This window comes from Marivita hallyeonensis (assembly GCF_900129875.1).
GTDB lineage: Bacteria > Pseudomonadota > Alphaproteobacteria > Rhodobacterales > Rhodobacteraceae > Marivita > Marivita hallyeonensis.
This window is the reverse complement of record NZ_FQXC01000002.1, coordinates 647,864-670,106: the sequence shown is the minus strand read 5'-3', so window position 1 is coordinate 670,106 and position 22,243 is coordinate 647,864. Positions and strand designations below refer to the sequence as shown.

General features: G+C 62.0%; 19 protein-coding genes. 10 read left to right on the top strand and 9 right to left on the bottom strand.

All coding sequences use genetic code 11. The annotated features are described in order from the left end of the window. Positions 1-9: 9 nt before the first annotated feature. Positions 10-741, bottom strand: a complete 732-nt coding sequence (locus BUA42_RS08970; protein WP_072777340.1) for an endonuclease/exonuclease/phosphatase family protein — start codon at positions 739-741, stop codon at positions 10-12. A gap of 92 nt (positions 742-833) precedes the next feature. Between BUA42_RS08970 and BUA42_RS08965 the strand changes: the two genes are divergently transcribed. From BUA42_RS08965 to BUA42_RS08940, 6 genes are all read left to right on the top strand, one after another. Next, positions 834-1,229, top strand: a complete 396-nt coding sequence (locus BUA42_RS08965; protein ID WP_072777339.1) for a 6-pyruvoyl trahydropterin synthase family protein — start codon at positions 834-836, stop codon at positions 1,227-1,229. Continuing rightward, complete coding sequence (locus tag BUA42_RS08960) at positions 1,222-1,989, top strand: class I SAM-dependent methyltransferase (protein WP_072777338.1); 768 nt, start codon at positions 1,222-1,224, stop codon at positions 1,987-1,989. The genes BUA42_RS08965 and BUA42_RS08960 overlap by 8 nt, the downstream gene beginning before the upstream one ends. Before the next feature lie 73 nt (positions 1,990-2,062). Beyond that, positions 2,063-2,866, top strand: a complete 804-nt coding sequence (locus BUA42_RS08955; RefSeq protein ID WP_072777337.1) for a RibD family protein — start codon at positions 2,063-2,065, stop codon at positions 2,864-2,866. Positions 2,867-2,922: 56 nt separating this feature from the next. Beyond that, entirely contained in the window at positions 2,923-4,035 is a 1,113-nt protein-coding gene (gene ribA, locus BUA42_RS08950; RefSeq protein WP_072777336.1) for a GTP cyclohydrolase II, read from the top strand. After that, complete coding sequence (locus BUA42_RS08945) at positions 4,032-5,000, top strand: zinc-dependent alcohol dehydrogenase (RefSeq protein WP_072777335.1); 969 nt, start codon at positions 4,032-4,034, stop codon at positions 4,998-5,000. Before ribA ends, BUA42_RS08945 begins: the two co-directional genes overlap by 4 nt. After that, entirely contained in the window at positions 4,990-5,817 is an 828-nt protein-coding gene (locus BUA42_RS08940) for an inositol monophosphatase family protein (RefSeq protein ID WP_072777334.1), read from the top strand. The genes BUA42_RS08945 and BUA42_RS08940 overlap by 11 nt, the downstream gene beginning before the upstream one ends. A 722-nt stretch (positions 5,818-6,539) precedes the next feature. Here the strand turns inward: BUA42_RS08940 and BUA42_RS08935 are convergent. From BUA42_RS08935 to BUA42_RS08900, 8 genes are all read right to left on the bottom strand, one after another. After that, the gene (locus BUA42_RS08935; RefSeq protein ID WP_178346885.1) at positions 6,540-8,081 is read right to left on the bottom strand and encodes a mechanosensitive ion channel family protein; all 1,542 of its coding nucleotides are present in this window, start codon (positions 8,079-8,081) and stop codon (positions 6,540-6,542) included. A gap of 117 nt (positions 8,082-8,198) precedes the next feature. Beyond that, positions 8,199-9,578, bottom strand: a complete 1,380-nt coding sequence (locus BUA42_RS08930; protein WP_072777332.1) for a GntP family permease — start codon at positions 9,576-9,578, stop codon at positions 8,199-8,201. Next, a complete protein-coding gene (locus BUA42_RS08925; RefSeq protein WP_072777331.1) occupies positions 9,575-10,615 on the bottom strand; it encodes a patatin-like phospholipase family protein in 1,041 nt (346 codons plus the stop codon). The genes BUA42_RS08930 and BUA42_RS08925 overlap by 4 nt, the downstream gene beginning before the upstream one ends. 75 nt (positions 10,616-10,690) lie before the next feature. Then, on the bottom strand, positions 10,691-11,137 hold the full coding sequence (locus tag BUA42_RS08920; RefSeq protein WP_072777330.1) for a hypothetical protein: 447 nt from the start codon (positions 11,135-11,137) through the stop codon (positions 10,691-10,693). Positions 11,138-11,163: 26 nt separating this feature from the next. After that, positions 11,164-12,219, bottom strand: coding sequence for an alpha/beta hydrolase (locus BUA42_RS08915; RefSeq protein ID WP_072777329.1), 1,056 nt, complete (start codon positions 12,217-12,219; stop codon positions 11,164-11,166). After that, positions 12,216-15,293 (bottom strand): efflux RND transporter permease subunit, encoded by a 3,078-nt coding sequence (locus BUA42_RS08910; RefSeq protein ID WP_072777328.1) that lies wholly within the window; start codon positions 15,291-15,293, stop codon positions 12,216-12,218. The genes BUA42_RS08915 and BUA42_RS08910 overlap by 4 nt, the downstream gene beginning before the upstream one ends. Positions 15,294-15,303: 10 nt before the next feature. Next, a complete protein-coding gene (locus tag BUA42_RS08905) occupies positions 15,304-16,779 on the bottom strand; it encodes an efflux RND transporter periplasmic adaptor subunit (RefSeq protein ID WP_072777327.1) in 1,476 nt (491 codons plus the stop codon). An 18-nt stretch (positions 16,780-16,797) separates the two neighbouring features. Continuing rightward, complete coding sequence (locus tag BUA42_RS08900; RefSeq protein ID WP_072777326.1) at positions 16,798-17,175, bottom strand: DoxX family protein; 378 nt, start codon at positions 17,173-17,175, stop codon at positions 16,798-16,800. A gap of 111 nt (positions 17,176-17,286) precedes the next feature. On the opposite strand from BUA42_RS08900, the gene BUA42_RS08895 reads away from it, so the two are divergent. The 4 genes from BUA42_RS08895 (at position 17,287) to BUA42_RS08880 (ending at position 22,120) form a co-directional block, all read left to right on the top strand. Next, a complete protein-coding gene (locus BUA42_RS08895; protein ID WP_072777325.1) occupies positions 17,287-18,192 on the top strand; it encodes a LysR family transcriptional regulator in 906 nt (301 codons plus the stop codon). Between the two features lie 443 nt (positions 18,193-18,635). Further along, positions 18,636-19,511: a helix-turn-helix domain-containing protein gene (locus BUA42_RS08890; protein WP_072777324.1), complete on the top strand. Its 876-nt coding sequence runs from the start codon at positions 18,636-18,638 to the stop codon at positions 19,509-19,511. A 1,690-nt stretch (positions 19,512-21,201) separates the two neighbouring features. Next, positions 21,202-21,876, top strand: a complete 675-nt coding sequence (locus tag BUA42_RS08885) for a hypothetical protein (protein WP_143152651.1) — start codon at positions 21,202-21,204, stop codon at positions 21,874-21,876. 10 nt (positions 21,877-21,886) lie between these two features. Continuing rightward, positions 21,887-22,120 carry a helix-turn-helix domain-containing protein gene (locus tag BUA42_RS08880; protein WP_281249781.1) on the top strand — a complete coding sequence of 78 codons (234 nt, stop codon included), beginning with the start codon at positions 21,887-21,889 and terminating at the stop codon, positions 22,118-22,120. Positions 22,121-22,243 lie beyond the last annotated feature (123 nt).

Here is a 22,243-nt window from a genome sequence, read left to right as displayed (position 1 = left end):
GCATCCCCTTTAGAAATCGATCTGACCGAAAAGCGGACGGTGATCCGAGGCCATGCGGATGCCCGGCCCGTCAAGAACCTCGGTGTCGGCAACCCGGGCCGGCGGACAGGTCAGAATGCGATCGAGCGGCAGAAACGGCCGGCGGATCGGGAAGGTTGCCTTCGCCGGTCCGCTGAATTTCTGACCAAGAAGCCGGGCCGACAGGGCCATCCCGCCCCAGGAGCGCCATTCGTTCAGATCGCCCACCAGGATCGTCGGCATCCGGGCCTTGCGAAAGATGTGCTGGCTGATCGTGCGCAGCTGCGCCAGCCGCAGGGCCTGGGTCAGCGAGAGGTGGGTTCCGACAATGCGGAACCGGCGACCGCCACGGACCAGTTCGGCCACGACGGCGCCGCGATGGCACCGCCCCGGCAAATCGACCAGCGCCAAAGAGGTTACCGTGATCGCCGGATGCAGGTAGAGCACGGTCCCAAGGAACCCATGGCTGCCGTCCGCCCACCGGTGCGCAGGCGCGCCATGAGCATGGCGCAAACCGGTAGCACGCGCGATCTCGGATGGCTCCATGAGTCCTCCATGAGGCGGACAATCCTCATCCGCCTCCTGAAGGATCAGCGCATCGACACCCGGACGCCACACCTCGTTCTCCAGTACCCGGACCGTGCGCGCCGGATCGACCCGGCCGTCATTGCCGAGGCAGCGGTGAACATTCCAGCTGATGCAGGTAAACGCCGCGTCGTCCATTGTATTGCTCCCTCACGACACGGCGCGGCACCCCCGCGGGAGTGCCAAGGTCACCTGTCAAAACCAAGTCAGACACAGTCAAAGGATGTCCCATGTTCGCCGTAGAAGTACGAGATCACATCATGATTGCCCATTCCCTGCCATCTCCGGTCTTCGGACCGGCCCAAGGCATGCATGGTGCGACCTTTGTCGTCGATGCGGCGTTCTATACCAAGGACCTCGACGAAAACGGCCTCGTTGTCGATATCGGCCTGGCGACCGAGGCGCTGTCGAAGGTACTCGCGCCGCTGAACTATGCCAACCTCGACGAGGTCCCCGCCTTCAAGGGCAAGATCACGACCACCGAGTTCCTGTGCCACCGCATCTGGACGCAACTGCGCGAGACCGTGAAAACCACTGGCCTCGGCGATGGCGGGCGGGTGTGCCGGATCAAGGTTTCGCTTGAGGAAAGCCACGTGGCCCGCGGATGGTACGAGGCCGATGTCTGACCTTGCCTTCGCCCCGGACTGGCTCGACCTGCGCGAACCCGCCGATCACGCGGCGCGTGATGCGACGCTGCTCGCGCAGGCGTCGGGCGGCTTGGACCCGACGTCCATCGTTCTCGATCTGGGGAGCGGCACCGGCTCCACCGCGCGCGCCTTCAGCCGTTTCGGTGCTTGCCCGCGATGGCGGTTCCTGGATGGCGATGCCCGGCTTCTGAGCATCGCCACCGCGCGCCATCCGATTGCGGAGGCGATTGTCGTGGACCTGCGGGACCCGACGACGCTGCCGCTCGACGGGGTCGGCCTGGTGACCTCCTCGGCGCTTCTCGACCTGATGCCGCGCGACTGGATCGAGGCACTGGCGCGTCGGCTGAGCCTCGCAGGAATACCGTTTTACGCCGCGCTCAATTACAACGGGGAAATGTCTTGGACACCCAAGCTGTCCGATGACGCCCGTGTCATCGAGGCATTCAATCGTCACCAACTGGGTGACAAGGGGATCGGACCTGCGACAGGCCCCGGCTCGGCACCCGCAGCACGGGCCGCGTTCGAACGCCACGGCTACCGTATTTCAACCGCGGAAAGCCCCTGGACCCTCGGTCCGGACGATGTCGTTCTGCAGGCCGAACTCCTCAAGGGGATCGCTGCAGCGTCAGGTGAAGCGGGCGAGGCCGGTACCGAGGATTGGCTGTCCGCGCGGCGTTCTGTCCTTGAACACGCGACCGCCCGCATCGGGCATACGGACATTCTGGCTGTGCCGCAGTGATAGGCAAGACGACATCATGCAGGCAACCGACGAGTGAGCAACCCCAAAGCCTAAGAACAGTAAGTGAGTAGAAATGCAGCGAACAAGCGTAACAAAGGCAGTGTGGGAGAGGCTCCTTGCGGTAAAGTCCGGGACGGCATGCCTGTGTTGCGGTGAGTGGTCCCAAGGAGAGCGCGAGGCGCTCGCGCTTTACGGGGCGCTCGCCGCTCCGACGCGAAGCCTGCAGCTGTTCGCGCAGATCGGCCAGTCCCTGGACGGCCGGGTCGCGACCGAGACCGGCGATGCTCGGGACATTTCCGGGGCGGACGGATTGGCGCATCTTCACCGGCTCCGGGCGCTTGCCGACGCTGTCGTGATCGGGGTGAAGACCGCACTGCATGACAGCCCCAGGTTGACAGTGCGCCTGGCAGAGGGCGACCATCCGGCTCGTGTCGTCATCGATCCGGATGGGCGCTTGCCCAACGATGCGGGCCTCTTGCTGGACGACAGCGCGCGGCGGATCGTGATCCAGGCCTGTGACATCCAGCGCCCCGCGGGGGTGGAGGTGATCCGCCTCGATCGCGAGGGTTGGATCGCGGCCCGGGACATCGCCAATGCCCTGAGCGACCTGGGCTTTCGCAAGATCCTGATCGAGGGTGGCTGCATTACCATCGCGCAATTCCTCGAGGCCGGGCTGCTCGACCGTCTCCATATCGCGATTGCGCCTCTCCTGATTGGGTCCGGGCCACAGGGCCTTACCACGACACCGATCCCCTCGCTTGCGCAGGCTCTCCGCCCTGAGACGCATACCTTTAACCTGGGCTCGGACGTCCTGTTTGACTGCATTCTCGCTGAAAACGCCCCCCTTGCCGGGGTGTGCCCGGAGGCTTTGCCATGAAAATAGACACCATTGTGCCCGGTATTTCAGACCCTAATGCCAAGATGAGGGCCACCATGCTCAGCCAAAGCCTCATGCCCAATAGGACCGAGCGCGTGAACCGTGCGCGGGGGGATCTTGCGATGGGCATGCCTTACATCCTTCGCCACGGGTCGGAGCGCACGGTGATGATCGCCATCGAAACGACGACCAGGGAGCGGTTCAACGCATTGGAGCGCGGTCTCGGAGCACCCGAGCTTGTGATTTCCTCCAAACGCGCGCGCTCGGTATTGACTGCGGCGGTGACCGCAAATCTTAGCGAAGGTCCGGTTCGGATACGACCGCCTGCCTCGGCCGATTTCGATTGGTACCAGCGACTTGCCGACCCTCGCCACGATCATGTCTCTGGCCCCGCTGGGCCGCTTCACGTGCTGCGCACAGGCGACGATACCCTGCAGAATGCCGGACTTGGCCTTGTGAAATCCGCTGAACTCATCCCGGCCTTTGCCCTCTTCCCGCTAGGCACCGAGCTGTTAGACCTGAACGACGTGCCTCTGACCCAGCTCGACGCGTCGGAGGCGTTGGCGGAATTGGCTGGCCGACCCGCGCTGTCCGCCGTGGCGGCGGCGTCCTTTCCGCTCGAGGCGCACGACGTGAGCCGGCTGCACGTGTTCCGCGACGCCGATGGGCAACGCGAGCACTACGCCATCGTGATCGGTCAGCCCGATCCCAACCGGCCGGTCCTTGCCCGGTTGCACTCCGCCTGCTTCACAGGCGACGTCCTTGGCAGCCTGAAATGCGATTGTGGCCCCCAGCTTCGTGCGGCCCTGTCGCGCATGGGCGAGGAAGGCGCCGGCGTGCTGATCTATCTCAACCAGGAAGGGCGCGGCATCGGGCTCGCCAACAAGATGCGGGTCTACGATCTGCAAAGCCATGGTCGCGATACGGTCGAGGCGAACCACCAGCTTGGCTTCGAGGATGACGAGCGCGATTTCCGCTTGGCCGCCACAATGCTCAAGCAGATCGGGATCACGGATATACGCCTGCTGACCAACAACCCCGGCAAGGTGGACACCCTTGCGGGCAATGGCATCCGGGTGGTCGAACGTGTGCCCTTGCAGGTCGGACGCACGGCTCACAACCGGAGTTACCTTTCCGTCAAGGCCCTCAAGTCAGGCCACCTTCTATGAGCGACGCACGTCCTTCAGCGCTCTGGATCGCCGCACCCGGCAAGGCCGAGTTGCGGGAGGTCGAGGTCGAGGCGCGTGTTAGCGAGGTCGAGGTCAAGACCCTGTTCTCGGGAATCAGCCGGGGAACCGAGGCCTTGGTACTGGCGGGCGCGGTACCGGAAGGAGAGCACGCGACGATGCGCGCGCCGTTTCAGGACGGTGAGTTCACTTTTCCTGTGAAATACGGCTACGCCGCCGTCGGCGAGGTTCAGAACACCGACCGCGAGGGTCAGATCATCTTTGCGCTCTTTCCCCACCAAACGCGCTTTAGCGTGCCGTCTGCCGCGGCCTTTTCCCTTCCCGCAAACGTGCCGCCCGAACGGGCCGTGCTCGCCGCGAACATGGAAACGGCTTTGAACATCCTCTGGGATGCCGGAGCCGGCCCAGGGGATCGCATTGCGGTGGTCGGCTGCGGCGTCGTCGGCGCGCTGGCCGGATATCTGGCCGCGCGCATCCCGGGCGCCGAGGTGACCCTGATTGACAAGAACCCGGCCCGTGAGGCGCTGGCCAGGCATCTTGGCTGCGGTTTCGCAACGCCAGAAACGCCGCTTGAGGACGCGGACATCGTCGTTCACGCCTCGGCCTCCGAGGCGGGCCTGTCCACCGCGATTGAGTGCGCTGGTCTCGAAGCGACGATTGTCGAGGCAAGCTGGTACGGCACGCGCTCCACGAACGTCCCTCTCGGCGGGCGCTTCCATCAGCGCCGCTTGCGGATCGTCGGGTCCCAGGTCGGGCGCGTTCCGCCGCACCGGGCGCCGCGTTGGGATTTCGGCCGCCGCCTGACAAAGGCGATCAGCCTTCTGGAGGACCCGCGCCTCGATCGCCTGATCTCCTCTGAGTCGGCCTTCGACGCCCTGCCACGGGACTACGCGGCGGTGCTGGCCGATCCCGATACGCTGTGTCACCGGGTCCGCTATGCGCCGTGATACGACCGACTGTCTCGATCCCGATGCCTCGGACAGGCTAAAGATCATGGCCGAGGCCGCTATGCTTGCCGGCGAGGGGTTGATCCGGGCCGCAAGGGACCGGTCGCGCCTCTCCATCACCGAGAAGACCGTCGGCGACTTCGTCAGCGAGGCCGACCACGAGGCGGAGGAGACGATCGCCACCTACCTGAACCAATCCTTCCCCGGCTATGGCTGGCTTGGTGAGGAGAGTGGCGAAAGGCTGAGCCAGGCAGACGGGCTGCGCTGGATCGTTGATCCGCTGGACGGCACGACCAACTTTCTGAAAGGTCTGCCGCATTGGGCGGTATCCATCGCGCTCTACCGGGGCGACGACCCGCTTTGCGCTGTCATCCACGATCCGATCAAGGCCGAGACCTTCTCTGCCGAACGGGGTTGCGGCGCGTATCTCAACGGTCAGCCGATCCATGTCGCACCATCTGCTCCACTGCCAACGATGCTTCTGGCGACCGGCGTTCCGTCTGGCGGACGCATCACCTATCTGCCTCACTGCCTCAGCGATCTCGACGCCCTGATGCCGCAGACTGCCGGAATTCGCCGCTGGGGGGCCGCCGCTCTCGATCTGGCCTATGTCGCCGCCGGACGGCTCGACGCCTATTGGGAGCGCAATCTCGGCCCTTGGGACATCGCTGCGGGCGCCCTGATCGTCGAGGAGGCGGGTGGCCAGATGCTCCCCCTCTGGCCGGATCGAACGCTCCTGCAATCGGGATCGTTTCTTGCGGGTCATCCCGACACGGTCGCGGGCATCCTGCTCTCGCTCGATCGGGGGATGCGATGACGTCGCAGGCCTATCTGCCCCGTCTGCGCCCACCATCTATCGGCAAATCTCGGCGACCGTCGTTCCGGCTCTACGTTCCCAAAAACTCACAATCAGTTCGCACCGCTTTCAGGGGTCAACAGCATTGTTCGCGGGCTTGAAGTTAGCAACGACAGAACCGCATTTGGGCCACGCAATGGCTGGCAACCGGAGCGGTCGTTCCAACAAGATGCCGCGTAGGTCAAACTGGGTTCGTCCTGGCCATTCAATGCGTGTCGTACCTGTTTAGGGGTCTTGGATCTTCCGGGCGAAGACGATGATCCAGCGCTCGCGTTTGACCGGATTGAGGTGTGGGGTGGGGTAGGTGTCAGATCCACCCAATCACCGCTTCCCACCTGTCTTTGCGCGGAGCAGGGTGGCGAATTGGACACCTTATGCGTATGATATGCAGTGCGGCTCCGTTCCAACGGGTCCGGTCCCAAGGAGATCGCTGAATGACCCTGAACGCAGCCAACCAGGCCGCGCGCCTCTCCACTGCGCCCATGATGGATGGTGGCGATTTTGCCATAAATTCATAGGTTTGTGCGGTATCTTGTGCGGCCCATGTTCATGTTCCGATCGCGTGATTTCGCGGTGTGTCGCGCGCGTGTCGTTGATGGACTGAGAACCAACGTTGCGGCGGAAGAATGCATGGGCACCTCTTCGAATTGCGTTTTTTCGATCTGCTCCGCGCTTGAAATCTTTCAAGCAGCACGCTGCTTTGTCTGTGAGACCGGACGCACGTCATCATCACCAAGGTAGAGAGTCTGTGATGGGAACGCGAAACCTATACCGAGATTGTCGACGATTTGCATGACTTCAAACAGCAAGCCCTCCTGTATCTCGAGAAACTCGTTCCAGTCCTTCGCACGCACATAGCCGAAGATCTCGATGTCTAGCGAATAGGCGCCGTAGCCGATGAAACGGACACGCGGTGTTTCCTCGATAAGGCGGGGGTGATTTGACAGCATATCGCGCAGGCCGGAGACCACCGCTTTTAATTGACGAGCGTCCGTTTCGTAGCGCAGTCCGATGGTGTGGCGCAGCAAAAACTGGTCCCGCCTGCTGAAATTCTCGAGATGGAGCGACGAGAATTCACCGTTCGGTACGGTGACGATAGTGCGGTCAAGCGTGCGGATGCGGGTCGACCGAATGCCGATCTCTTCGATCGTGCCGAGAGTCTGGCCGAAGCGGCAAAAATCTCCCACGCGGATCGGTCGATCCGCAATCAGGGACACGGAGCCGACAAGGTTTTCGATCAGCTTCTGTGCGCCCAGGGCAAGGGCGAGGCCGCCCACGCCAAGTGCTGCTAGACCTGCGGTGATGTCGAAGCCGAGGGCACGCAGCGCGAAGGCAGCGGAGACGACGATGAGGAGGGCTTTCAGGATCCGCGTGAAGAATGAGACCGCCGAGAACATGGAGGCTGCGCCGCGGCGGGACATGCTGGCGAGGGCTGCTTCGCCGATTGCATCGATCAGGCGCCAGACGAACCAGATCGCGGCGAGCCATGCAGCCAGCTCGACGATCCAGACGACTTGGAACCGCGCCACCATCGACACGCCGAGATAGGAGATGCCGGCGGTGAAGATCAGCGAGGCGATCAAAAGTTGTAGCGGCGGCTCTGACATTTCGACGAAGCGCGTAAAGCGGGACGATGGGCGATTGCGCCGGATCAGGCGAGAGACCAGGCGGCGGACCCTGAGAAGCGCCCAGGAGGCCATAAGGGAGAGGGCGGCGAAACCCGTTAGGAGGATCGCGTCTCGCGCGGAGATGCCGAGAAAGCTTGGCCCGCTGGGCAGGTTCAACAGGATGTCTTGCATCGTTCCCAGACCGGTGATCGTGGGGCTGCGCCAATCGAGCAAGGCTTCGACGCTTTCGGCGCCGACACGCCAGACCGGCACGTCGTCCAGCGTTACGCGGTGCGCTAGCAAGGGTTGCTGGGTGTCGCCGACGGTCAGCGTGCCGATCCGTTCGCGGTTCGGGGGCAGACCGTCTTGAAGACTGCCCTCTGGCTCGAGGCTCAGCTCGGTGGGCGTGTCGAGGCGGGCCGCTGCATTAAGCGCGGTTTCGATCCGCAGGATGTGGAAGTGGCGGAAACCGAATTCGCCCAGCCGGGCGGGTGTTTCGAGGTAGAGCGCCACCACTTCGTGGTCTTCGTCTGAGATAGCCTGCACCAGCCCGGTAACCATGCCCCGGGGCGTGTCGCGCCCGGCCGTGTCGGGCGGAAGGGCGGCCGCCTCGTCCATGGCCTCTCCCTCTGACACCGGCAGAATCTGGGCGGAGGCGGGTGCGGGCGGAGCCGTAACCCCGAGCAAAAACAGGGCGAGAGCGGCGAGTGCAAGGCGCATGCGCAAAATCCTTTCTCAGAACGAGCCGAAGAGGGTGCCGAGGATCACCACTGCGACGAGGGCGATCAGCGGGATGACGACAGCCACGACGGCGATGTCGCCGTAGCTGTCGCGGTGGGTGAGGCCACAGATGGCCAGAAGCGTGATGACGGCGCCATTGTGTGGCAGGGCATCGAGGCCGCCAGTCGCCAAGGTGGTCACCCTGTGCAAAAGGTCGGGTGAGAGGCCCATTGCCTGGGCCTGCTCCAGATATTGCGCGCCGACGGCTTCAAGCGCGATGCTCATGCCGCCCGAGGCCGATCCAGTGAGGCCCGCAAGCAGCCCGGTTGAGACGGCGAGCGAAACTAGCGGCCCGCCGCCCATCCCCTCAACCGCGCTGGATACGGTTGCGAAGGCGGGCAGGGCGGCGATCACGGCGCCGAAGCCCACAAGGCTTGCGGTGTTGAAGATTGGCAGGACGGAGGCATTGGCGCCTGCGGTCAGGTCGTCCTTGGGCGCTTCAAGCCGTCTGGCGTTCAGTGCCACGAGCAAAAGCGTGGCGACCGTGAGCGACACGGTGATGGCCCAAATTCCGCGCACCTCTGAAATCTCGGTTGCGCCGAAGCGCGGCTGCGCCAGGTACGACGTGTCGAGCGCAGGAAAGATGTGCACGGACAGAAGGTAGTTCAACGCGATCACAACCCCGATGGGCAAGGCGGCGAGGGCGAAGGGGGGGCCGTTGCTGTCGGGGGCGGCGCTGCCCTCGTCCACTGCCGGGCCATAGCCTTCGCGGGCCGTCTGTGCGCTGCGCTGGCGGAAGACAAGCCAGGCCAATCCGCCGACGGCCATGATCAGCGCGGCGATCACGCCAAGGCCCGGGGCGGCGAAGGGTGTGGTACCGAAATAGGGCAAGGGGATCGCGTTCTGGATCGCCGGGGTGCCGGGCAGGGCGGTCATGGTGAAGGTGAACGCGCCCAGGGCAATCGTTGCGGGGATGAGGCGTTTCGGAATGTCGGCTGAGCGAAAGAGAGCAACCGCGATGGGATAAACGGCGAAGGCCACCACGAAGAGCGACACGCCGCCGTAGGTGAGCACGGCGCAAGCCAGCACCACCGCCGGGATCGCCTGCGCGGCGCCGAGGCGGTCGACAATTCCGTTGGCGATCGACGTGGCCGCCCCCGAGCTCTGCATGAAGCGGCCGAAGACAGCGCCCAGAAGGAAGAGAGGAAAATAGGTGATCACGAAGCCGCCCATTGCGGGCATGAAGACCTGCGTATAGGTGGCAAGCCCCGGTTGCAGCGAAAACACCGCCGCGACCAGCGCCATCACCGGGCCCAGCACAAGTACGCTGGCGCCGCGGTAGGCGAGCAGGATCAACAAGCCGAGTGACAGGATGATGCCAAGAAACCCGATCATGCCGCTGCCGTCTTCCCGGGCACGTCGCCCTCTATGATGTCCCGCAGCATGTCGCCCGGATCGTACGTGTCGCGTTGGCCGATGTTGTCCGCGTGACGGTCGAGGAAGCGCGCGGCCTGTCTGTGGCCGCTGTCGAAGAGGTGCTGCAAATAAGCCCACTCCACGTTCAGCTTCGACGACGGTGCGAATTCCGACAGATGGTCATCCCCGTGCACGCGGTGCAGGCGCAGGCTCGAATACTGCCCCGCGGCTCGGGCGTTGGTGAGCGCGCGCAATTCCTTCAGCAGCGCGGAGTTAAAGGTGATTTCGTTCAGCCGGTTGGCGATGTCGCGGGCGCTGCGCGGCACGCCGTCGCGGGTGAAGGGGTTGGTCTGCACGATCAGCAGATCGCCCGGCTTTTCCAGCGCCACAAGCGGGAATAGCGCAGGATTGCCGACATATCCGCCGTCCCAATAGGGCTCTCCCTCGATCTCGACCGCGCGGAAGAGCGTGGGCAGAGCCGCGGAGGCAAGGACCGTCTTCAGAGTCAATGCGGGTTGAGTGAAGACCTTGGGGAGGCCTGTGCGGACATTCGTGGCGGTCAGGTAGACGCGCGGTGCGTCCGGCGTGTTTAGGGCGGCGAAATCGACGTGCCGCAAGAGGATGCCTTCCAGCGGGTGAAAGTTGGGCAGGGTGGTCTGGTACGGGCTGACGGCACGGCTCATCATGTCGAGCCAGTGGTAGGCCGGGCTGTCGTCCAGCGACCAGGTGCCGAGCCATCGCGCCATAGGTGTGCGCTGGATGGGCGAAGTGCGGCCGGCGAGGGAGACGTCTTTCCAGAACGCGCGGAGGGCGTCCTTGGCGTCCTGCCGCGTTCCGGTGGCGAGGGCGGATGCGACCACGACGGCGTTCATCGCCCCTGCGCTGGTGCCGCTGATCGCGGCAATCGGAAAGCGTGTTTCGTCCAGCAGACGGTCGATGACGCCCCAGGCCAGGGCGCCATGCGATCCGCCTCCTTGCAGGGCAAGGCGTATATCGTGTGTCGGTTGTTCTTGCATGATTCTGGTCCGAAATTGAGTCTCGATGGGTTGCGAAAGAGGTGCCGGAGTTGCGGAAGCGCACCCGCGCTGTTTCTAGTCGGCGGTCGCGGTGGATGCGCTGCGAGGCGCAGACGGTGGTTCGACAAAACGCGCGCTTGCTGCTGGCTTCAGGGTGATATCTGTTCCGATGTGAACGGAACCGTCCGGTTGGAAGTTGACAGGCTTGCAGCGAAAACCGGCCATCGGTCCGTAGAGCATATCGACGCAGATCTCGCCCTGGAAAATGCGCCAACTTCCGTCGAAGGTCCCAAGCGGGCTGCGCAATGCGAAACGCCCGCTTCGTCCCAACATGACGTCCATCAAACGCCCGTCGATCTCGGCTTCAAAGAACGTATTGGACAGCTTTTCCTCGAAATACCGGTCGGGCAGGATCTCGGCCGCTGCAGGGTGCGCGCTTGGCAGTGACAGGCAGATAACAGTTGCGATTCCGGAAGCTTTGGCCTTGATCCACGGCGCGGTTGGATTGGTTCGGTTTTGCACTTTGGTCTCCTATCTCAGCAGGTGGTTCATTCGGTCCGAATGGACGGGGCAAGCGGGCCCAGAAGGTCGAGTCCGCGCGGATTTCGGTCAGCAAGGAACATGTCGTTGCGGCGAAATCCGCGCAGCAGGGCGATGGCGTCGGGCGAGGTCACGGCGGTCATATGCCCGCGCGGGTCGCCGCCGCGAAGTTCGGTCAGATCGACGACCGTGATGTCGAGGCTGCGCAGGCGTTCGGTGTCGCTGAGCGATCCAAGCCTTTGCGGACGGCCAGATAGGCGGGCCGACAAGCGCAGCACCCGGTCGTCTTGGGACGTGATTACAACAAAGGGCTTGGGCAACGGTGCGATGCGCTCGACCTGGTTGAGGAAAAGGGTGATGTCGATATCCGGAGAAATCAGCATCACGCCTTCTATGCGGTGATTGATGCGTCGGTTGGCGACGGCCATCTGGCGCAGCGTTTCCATGATCAGCATCGCCCCCATGGAATGTCCGACAAGCAGGATGTCCTTGTCCTGTTCGCGCAGGAGCGTTCCAAGCAGCGCTTCGAAATCGTCGCGGGCGATGGCGATACTGTCGCGGTCGTGGATATAGCCAAGGGGCCGCGCAGCGGAGGCCCAGGCGAAGGTGATCTGTGGAGCCTGCATGTCAAAGTCATGTGCGATCTGGGCGTGGCGATAGACGGCTTCGCCCAGCGTGTAATTGTAGCCGTGCACGAAGATCACGACGTGATCGGTCGGGCCTTGCGCCAGAGCGTCGGCAAGAGCGGTTTCGTCGGCCAGTCGATGCGCGGAGGTCACGGTGAACTGGCGGTTGGGATCGGGCCGGGCGCCGGGGTATCGCACGTCGCCGGCCGCGCGATTGGGCGGGATGCCGATGTCGTAGGCGGCAAAGCTGAGTCTGTCCGCGCGGGATGCCGAAAAGTCCAGCGGTGGGTCGATGGGCACCCGGGCGGTTGCGACGTAAATGCGCTCGGTCTGGACCGGATCGGGCGCTGCAACTAAGGCAAGCTCGGCGCGGGGCGTGCAGGCCGCGAGCGTCAGGGCGGCGGCCACGAGGCTTAAAAGGCGGGAGACGGACGTCATGCCGCCTGCTCCCTGGCCGGTGCGGGCTCTTTCGCCGTCTGGCGGCCGACGAAGAGCAGCGAGTAGAGCACAGGCACGAAGCCCAGAGTCAGCACCGTGCCCACGGCAAGCCCGCCCGCCATGACCACGGCCATGCCGTAGAACAGCGGATCGTTGGACACGATCAGCGGCAAGAGGCCCAGGATGGTCGTGACGGTGGTCATCAGGATCGGGCGCAGGCGGCGCTTCGCGGCCTCGACGATGGCGTCGTTGCCCGTCCGGCCTTCGTTGCGTTCGATGTCGATGCGGTCGATCAGCACGATGGCGTTGTTGAGGATGATGCCCGCCAGGCTGAGAAGCCCCAGGATCGGCATGAAGCCAAATTGCGCATCGAAGAGCCTCAGGCCTAGTCCCGCCCCGAGAACAACCAACGGCACGGTCGCCATAATGATGAAGGGGCGGCGGAACGAGTTGAACTGCGCAATGAGCAGGACCACCACGATGGCCAGACATAAAGGCATGTTCACCAGAAGCGCCGCGCGACCTTCGCCCGACTGCACGAGGATGCCGTCAAATTCGATGGAATGGCCGGGAGGCAGGTCGGCGCGCAGCGCGTCGAGGTCGTCTGCGATCAGGGGCGCCATATCCTCGGCTCCCATGAGTTCGGAGCGGCCCTGCACTGTGACCGTACGCTCGAGTCCTTCGCGTTCGATCCGGGCGTAGCCGTTTTGCAGCGTGACATCGGCCACCTGCATTAGCGGAACGACGGTGCCATTCTGCGCAAAGACCGAAAGGCTACGCACACGGTCGAGGTCGGTGCGTTCGGCGTCCGCGGCGCGGGCGATGATCGGGATCGTGTCGTCGCCGTCGCGGAATTCCGACACGTTGCGCCCCGAAAAATACGCCGAAAGCGAGCGCGCCACGTCGGCAGAGGTCACACCCGCACGGCGGGCGCGGGTCTGGTCGACCTCGACCACCACACGTGGGATGCGGTTTTCCCAGTCCTGTCGGATGTCGCGAGCGCCGGGGACGGCGGCGATGATCTTTTCGATCCGGGTCGCGGTGGCATAGACGTGGTCGCGGTCCGGGCCCTTGACCTGCACTTCAAGGATGGCGCTGTCGGTGGGCCCAAGGAACATGCGCGTCACATGCGCCTGCAGGTGGCTGAAGTCGCGCGCCAGGTGGGAGCGAAGTTCGTCCATGGCGCGGTCGAGGTTTTCGGACGCGTCGACGTTCATTATCATCACCGCGCGGTTGGGTGCGGGATCGACCGGGGTCAGCGACAGAACGAAGCGCGGTCCGCCAGTGCCGACATAGGCGACCTGATCCTCAAGCCAGTCAAACCGGTCGCGCGTGAGCGTGGGCAACAGCGCCCGCATCTCGTCTTCGGTTGCTTCAGTCGTCACGTCGGCGGGCAGATAAATATAGGTGATCAACTGCGCGCGGTCGCTGTCGGGGAAAAAGCTTTGCGGCGAAGTGGCGACTAGGGCGGCGCCGCCGACGAGACCGGCCAGCATGATCCCCACAAAGATCGCGCGGATCCGCAGGATGCCTTCGATCAGGCGGCCATAGCCGCGCACCAGAGGGTCGAACATGCGTTCGTAATAGGGGCGCGTTACGCCGGTGTCGGCGGTGGCGAAGCGGTGCGACAATACGGGCGTGACGGTCATCGCCAGAAGCCAAGAGATCGAGAGCGTGATCGCGATCACGATAGAGATGGAGCGGGTGTATTCGCCCGCCACATGTTCGGCCAGCATGAGCGGCAGAAAGACGAGCACGGTCGTGGCAGTCGAGGACAGAAGCGGCAAGGACAGCTCCTTGCCGGTCTGTTTCAGTGCCTCGTCGTTACTGGCGCCTTGGCTGAGGCGCGCCTTGAAATCCTCGGCAACGACGACGCCGGCATCGACCAGAAGGCCAAGGGCAATGACCAGCGTCGCCAGGCTCATGCGTTCGAGCGGCAGGCCGAGAAACCCCATGACGGCGAGCGTGGACAGCATCACAATAGGCACGATGGCGCCCACGATGAGGCCCGTCCGCAGGCCCAGCAGGAGGACCACGACGGCCAGCACGATGCCCAGCGTTTGCAGAACGTTGATCGTCACGCCATAGACGGCGCGTTCGACCTGATCGGCCTGGAAGGTAATGATGTCGAGCGACATGCCCAGCGGCAGACCGGCCTCGATCCGTTCGAGTTCGGCGGCGATGCGCGGGCCGAATTCGAGCACGTTGTTGCCGTCCTGCATGGCGATGGCGAAGACGATGGCCGGATCGCCCTGGTAAAAGGCCGATTGCGGGGCGGGATCGACCAAAGTGCGCTCGAGCGTGGCGATGTCGCGCAAGGGGATGGTGCTGCCATCGGGGGCGGCGATCAGGGTCTCGCCGATCTGCGCGAGGTCGCGGTAATCGCCCGTCGGCTCAATGATCAGCGCACGGGGGCCGATGTCGATGGTGCCGCCGGGGCGGATGATGTTCTGGTTGGCCAGCGTCGCGGCGATGGCGTCGGGACTGATGGCAAGCTCGGCGAGACGCGCGTTGCGTGTTTCGATATAGATACGTTCGGGCTGCGCGCCGACGATGTCGATGCTTTTCACGCCGGTCTGGCTGTAAAGCCGGTCGCGGATGTGATTGGTCATGTCTCCCAGTTCGGCCAGCGTGTGATCGACGGAGCGCAGGGCAACGGTCACGACGGCCACATCGCCCACATCGTCGGACACGACCGGGGGTCGTGAACCGTCTGGCAGGTCTGCCTGGGCCAGCGCCACTTCGGCGCGCAGATCGTCCCAAATCTGGTCCAGCTCGAAAAACCGGTCATAGACCTCGACATGAATGATGGACGTGCCGGGTAGAGAGGAGGAGCGGATTTCCTCGACCTCGGGCATACGCCGGATGGCACGTTCGAGCGGTTTGGTCACCAGCTGTTCGACCCGTTCCGGCGATAGGCCGGGATAAGAGGTGGTCACGATCGCTTCGCGAATGGTGATCTGCGGGTCCTCCTGCGCGGGCAGGGTGAAGTAGCTGTAGGCCCCGAATCCCATGAGGACGGCGACGATGAAGAAGACCAGCCGCTGGTAGGTGAAGGCAAAGTGCGTCAGCATAATGGGGCCCCTACTGGTCGTAGCGGGCAACGCCGGTGCCGCGCAGGTGTACCGTCATGCCGTCTTCCAGGAAGGGAAGCCCGCGCGTGGCGACGACATCGCCGTCTTCCAACCCGTCCGAGACAAGAGCAACGCCGCCTTCGGTTCCAGCAAGTGTCACGGCCCGTCGCGACAAGGCCCCGGTGTCGGGATTAACGACGTAAACCGCATGACCTTGATCCAAGTCGGACAAAACGGCGCTGACCGGGACGGCAAGCGAAGCATCCGCGGGATCATCGCGACCAAGCAGAAAGGCGATTTCGACGCTCAGACCTGACCGAAGGTCCGTATCGGCCTCTGTCACGCGCAACGTCACGGGAAAGCCTGCCGTACTGACGGCGCGTGAGCCTATGTCTTGCAGTACCGCGCTTAGCGTTGCACCGGTATCATCGAGCGTGCGAATGCTGTGCTCGGAGCCCAGTTCCAGGCGCGTGACAACCGTATCCGGTACTGTTGCCGTGACCTCAAAACCGCCACCATTGCTTTGGATCTCCAAAACCGGCGCGCCAGCCGCAACGGTTTGCGCGGGTTCGACCATACGCAAGGCGACCGTTCCATCGTACGGCGCACGCAGAGTCGCATCCTTGAGGCGATCCTCAGCTGTTTCGATTCCGCGCAAAGCGATCTCGTACCGGCTGCGCGCCGCGTCGAGGGCGGCCGCGACCGTCTCCAGAACGGATTCCGATACCACATTGCGATCGAATAAGGTGCTCTGACGCTGGAATTCCTGTCTGGCTTCACTCAGCCGTGCCTCAGCTTCGATTAGCGCCGCGCGACGCTCTTCAAGAGCGATGTTAAGCAGATGTGTATCGAGCTGGGCCAGCACATCCCCGGCGGCAAAATGCTCGCCAATATCAACCGTCACTGTTGTGACACGACCGTCGACCTCGAATGCGAGGGACGTGCGATCAAGCGCCCGCACTTCGCCGGGAAGCGTGCGAACGGGCGCGTTTGTGAACGGCTCCGCTCTTGCCCAGTCGATGGTTGGCGGAACTTGTGGCGCCGCGCCGACCGTGACTTCGAGTGGCGCGGGAAAAGACAGGGCAGTTTGATCAAGGCCGGTGGCTTGCGCCACCATGAACGTAGGTTGGTAAAGCGCGGCTTGGCGTAAATGTTCTGCCGCCGCGGGTCGGTCCTTGTAGACCGTCGACAAGAGCGTACCGCTGATCACAAACATCGCCGCGATGCCCTGACCTAGTCCAAGAAGCGCGCCATAGGCGCGCGACGCCGTTGAAGCGCCCTTCGCAGGCCAGATGACCGCAAATCCGAACAGAAAAATCGCCCAGATGGATAAGGTGATCAGCGCGATTTGCTCAGTGCCGGTGAGCGCCATCACGGTTACCACGGCAATCGCGACAGCGCCAATCACCGAACCGGCAAACCCTGCCCGCAGGCCGAACGCAGCAGACACAAGGATAATTAGAATGAAAGCGGCATCAAAGGACATAGCGGCCTCAGGCTGATCTCAGATCTTCTGCGGTCGGCGCAAAACCAGAACCGCAGCAGTCAACAAGAGAAGCACCAGCGCCGGCACGATAGAGCCGCCGATGAAGAACAGGTGGGTGATCAAGGCGCCGAAAAGCACGCAACCTGCAATAAGCGCACCGAAGAAGGCCGTTGCCGGGAAGAGCAGCAGACCGGCGGCCAGAACCTCCAGCGTCCCGGTCAGGTACATGAACCAGGATCCATCAGACAGCTGCGCGAAGAGGGCGGCCATCGAGTCCGCGGATACCAGCTTCTGGCCGCCGACGACGGCAAACCCCACGGCAAGAAGCATCTGAGCGACCCATGCGGCGTATGTCTTCCACTTCTGGTTAGTCTTTGGTTCGGAATATGCAGTCATTCTTCATCTCCTTGGTGTTGGAAGTAAGATTGTGGCGCTCCTCCGTCTTGAAAAGCGCGCAAAATAAAACGAAGTGTTCCGAAATCGGAACGATTCAAAGAAGGCGTGGCAATGGCAAAGGCGATCATGGTGAACCTTGAAGACTTGCGGATCGTGTTCTTTCTGTACGAAGCGGGCAGCTTAAGTGCCGCCGCACGCCGGTTTGAAGTGCCAAAGGCAACTTTGTCGCGAAGTCTTGCGCGGCTCGAGGATCAAGCCGGGATTCCGTTGTTCGACCGGCAGTCGACCGGTCTCAAATTGACGCAAGCCGGTGAGATGCTTCTGCCTGCGGCCAAAGCTGCGACCGAAGCGGGTGCGACCGCCGACGACGTGTTGCGGCGCGCATCCGGCGAGCCGGAAGGCGAATTGCGGATAGCCGCCAGCGCGCTGTCCGCGCAACAGATTTTGGGTCCGATAATCGGCGAGTTTTCTCGGCTGTACCCGAAGGTCACAGTGCGCGTGAAGGTAACTGGACACGGCCCGGACCCGCTGGAGGAAGATTTGGACCTTGTCTTGCGGCTTGGTCGACCAGACGAGCCCTATCTCATCACACGACGCGTGATCGCCTCGACTTTCGGTCTCTACGGGCCGCCGGACTGCCAGGACAAGCCGTTCACGAAAGCCGAGATCAAGGAACTGGGGCGCATCGTGATTGACGTTCCAGGTGCGCCTCTTGATTGGGAAATGCAGGACACGAATGGGCGGCGGCTTCGGCTCGATGCGGCACCGATGTGTTTTGTCGGCGATCCAAGCGTCGCGCTTGGCATCCTTGCATCCGGCAAAGGAGTCGCTTTTTTGCCTGCGATCTTCGGGGACCGGAAAGTTCTGTCCGGTGAATTGGCGCGACTGTTTCCAGAGTTTTCCGGTCCGGATATCGAGATCTACGCCGCTTTTCCGCCAAAACGCGCTGAAATTCCCGCTGTCCGTGCATTTCTCGATCTGATGGTCGATATGAGTGAAGAAACACATACACGGTGAATGATCGATCAGAAGCAATTTAATAGCCCTTCCCGTACGAGGTGGAAAACAGCCCAACTTTCAACGTGCGAAGATCAGTGCGGCTGTTCCGGCTTGAGCCAGCGTGAGGCACAGAATGACGATCATGCATTTCATCGCGTTATGGATCTTCGGCGAATAGATCAGGGTCATGCGAGCATCCTTTCGAGTTGACCAAGTCTGCTTCAGTCTTTGCTGCGTGAAGAGTTAGCCAGTTGCGCGATGTGTGGCTTGAAAGGAGCGATCGGATTTTTGAACGGAGCGACTGGATTTGTCGTCGCGGTTTGCCGATTTCGGCTTTTTGCTCTTTTTTGCGCGGCTCGTGCGACGTGCACAAAGCTTGTCCACGGTGTCGAAAGAACGGCCTTAACTTGACCTACGACCAGATGCATTTACCCTGAAGATACGCCTGACCGGAGGCCGACATGGACACGAATGACATATTCGCGAATGCCAAGGGCACCGAGGGGCTCGCGCAAAGCTTTGTTCATAAGGAACAACGTTTGGATCGCGCTGGCATCACGTTGATGGCATTACCTCCCGGGCACGTTTCATTCGAGATCAAGACAAACAAGACCCTTCTCAATGTTCAGCCCTTCGGATCTCGATCTGCGGTCGATTATCAGCGCGTCGAAGGTACGGATTACCAAGGCGCAGTCCTGAATGGATGCGCTTTCGACATGTTCGCAAAAGGTATTTCGCTTGATTTGCAGGCTCGCAACTTCGATTGGGAAATTGTCCTCGAATTCGACGACGGCGTTCTGTCGAAGCTCGATGCCGAGGCGTATGATGGGTTTTGGGAAATGCCTGATATGGCGTATGGGCGGCGTGATGCGTCTGCGGCGCAAATCAGTACGCTAATGATCGAGCATATCCGATTTGGTGATCGCGACCCCGTGTACCTGGAAACCCTCGCTCTTGCGATGGTGCGACGTTGCATGACCGTCGGACGAGCTCCGCAAAGATTGGTATCGGCGCGTGGCAACGGCCCGCGTATTGAACGCGCGATTGCCCATCTGGAAGACAATCTCGCCTCCAAGCCCAGCGTCGCCGAGCTTGCCGACATCGCTGCCATGAGCCCGTCCTGGTTTGCAAAATCCTTTCGCCAAGAGACCGGAAAAGCAGTTCATGCATTCGCACGAGACCTTCGATTGGAGCGTGCAAAAGCGCAATTGATTGCAACCAACAAGCCAATTTCAGAAATCTCAAGGGAGTGCGGATTTTCAGATCAGTCGCATATGACCCGATCATTTCAAAGTGCCTTTGGCACGTCCCCAGCCAAAATCCGAAATGATCGTTAATGCCGAAGAACGACGCCGTGTCCGAGCGCCACGTTTGATGCAATTTCACGTTACAAGGCGTGAATATTTGGCGCGTGTGCTGTTTTCGCCGGATCTGGAGTATAGGAATAAATGCATGGCATAAACACTGGCTTGGCGATTGGGCCGCGCGTATTTGCTTCGTCACTGTGTGCCTCATTCAACCTTCGGCAACCAGACGATATCCAGCGTGCGACTGAAATTCAGGAAGGCTCCTGGAGTCGCCCCTTCGGCCTTCGCAGCACATCGTTCATACTCGTGTTGGACGGCGCTGATGGAGGGCGGTCCAGAAGAACCAGTGATGCTGGCACCGATGTACGCAGATCCTGTAGGGCAACCTCTGAAATGATTGTGAGCGCACCCGACCAAATCGAGGCAATTCTCGATCTGGTCATGATGCTTGTCAGTTTGTTCACGGCTCCAGGAGACGAGCGTTTACCTCCAGTTGCCTGGAGGTCCTCCTCCGATGCAAGGTTAATCTGATAACCGGGCATGGCGTAAGTTAAACCCGGCGCACTTGCGTTCTTCGCGCCAAATATCCTCACCAGACTTGCCGGAAATCTGGCTGCGTCGTGGCTGTTCTACTCTGGGATCCAAGAAGTTCACCAACGCCTTGAAAATTTCGTTTTCGCCTATGCCGTCGAGGGCAAGGCTATCGCCGAGATCTCTGCCCAGGACGAGTCCTTAATGTTCTGTCCAGTGAAAGAAGCAATGGCCATTAGCTTCTGGCGTTCTTCCGGCTAGGTATCGATCGAGAGTCTGGGCGAGGGAGAAGACCAGTCAAGCGCGCCACATATTACAAAATTTGTTGGAATTGAGGGCTACAGTCTTGCACTCGCTTTACTGCAACCCCACCCAAACTCCGCCAACTACCTGTCTTTGCACGGGGTAGGGTAGCGCGCCTCTAGTCTGCGCCTAAACCGGCTTTGGATTGCAGCATTTTCCTACGGACCCTTACGGGATGCACGGTACCGACCGCTGGATCAACGTTGCGCGGTTGCGGCCCGCTGACGGACACGGGCTTTCTGACTGGTGGATATCCAGTCGTTCACCTTCACCATCGCGGTAAAGCTTGGCCTTCGTGGTCGTGGTTTCAGCGAAACGCAGTGTTCGGATCGGGGCGTGGAAGCTTGTCTATAGATGCCTTGCTTGAACGTGATTCCCCAAGCGATCTCGGTGAACTTGTTGGCAACCGCGACTGTTGTCGCCTTACGGGACGTCGCGTCGGTGTTGTCGGACTCCTTTCCTCACGCCCGCCTATGGATTGGACGCTTGGCAATTTGGCGATCGCTCCGAGCACGGGGAACGAACGCAATAGCGCGTTCTTTGTGCCCTTGGACTGTTGGATTCACAGCTGTCCGACCTTCAGGTCCGCGTCTGTTGACCGATGGGCAACCGTTTTGAACGTGGCAAAGCCCCTGATTGGTCGCGTCGTGGCTTTGCACAATGCATCGGCTTGATCGCGCGCTGGCACATAGATACCGCCAGACAGGCGTCATGCATCACGTCAAGGTGTTCAGTCCCGGCCAGGGGATGATCAGATTGAGGGTGAATCAATCTTGACGGGTCTCCGATTCTGATCATCGTCCCTTAATGTAGTCCGACGGGAAGAAGTCATTGCGATGGGCGACGTCAAGGAAAGACGCGGCCCGTGTTCATGGAGACCAAGTTCATGACTTATGCAATCGTTGACACCGCAAAGATGTTTGTTGCGAACAAGGATGACGGGTTGCGGTTCCGAACATTCGCGGGCGGGGCCATGGTCCTCACGTCCGAGATCCTTGCGCAGAGGCCCACAGAGTTCCACTTTCATGCGGACCCCGCCGGAATCCACATCTCGGCGCAATACTTCCTGAGCGGCGAGGCAACGATCCTGATGGGCGATGGCCGCGCGGCGTTCTGGTCAGAGAACGGAATGTCCATCATCCGCTGCGACACGCCCGGGTTTCGCCTGCGCGTCGAAGCGGGGCAGACACTCAAACATGTGTGCGTGGCGATGTACCACCACGACCTGACCGTCCTGCATGCACCCAACGACAACGCACCGATGATGCGGCTGATGGCGATGGGCGACCCAGTGAATATGGCGGTTCCCGTTCCAGCGGGTCCGAAGATGCGCGGCAAGGCGGAGGCTCTGCACGACCTGAGCCGGGAAAACGGCATTGCCGGGTTGAAGGCCGAGGCCATGGCTATGGAGTTTCTAGCCGACGCGCTGGAAAGTTACAGCGCACTGACAAACGGCTCGGACATCGCGGACGACCCGGCGCCGTGGCGAAGCGGCGCGGCAGGTCAGGCAGGCCATCGACGCGGACCCGCTGGCGCCTCTTGGCACCGACGCTCTGCTTGAGCGTTTCGGTTTGGGCGACGGAATGGCGCGGCGGGTCTTCCGGGCCGAGATCGGCCTGACCCTTAAGGCCTATCACCGCCGCGCAAGGCTGATCTGGGCGCGCGACGCACTTGGGCGGGGCGAGACGGTCAAAAGCATAGCCTTTGCCTGCGGATATACCCATCTCGGCAACTTCACCCGCGCGTACCGGCAGGAGTTCGGCGAAAGCCCCACCGAGACACGGCAGCGCACGCGGCAGGGCTGAGGCATCCGCGCCACAGTGGTGGCGTTCCGAGTTATCATTTTTGGAAAGAGTTATCATTTTCTGTCCGTCGGCTTGCCGTAAGCCATTCGCTTTGCAAGAGTTTTCTTGTCTGAGAACCTGCGG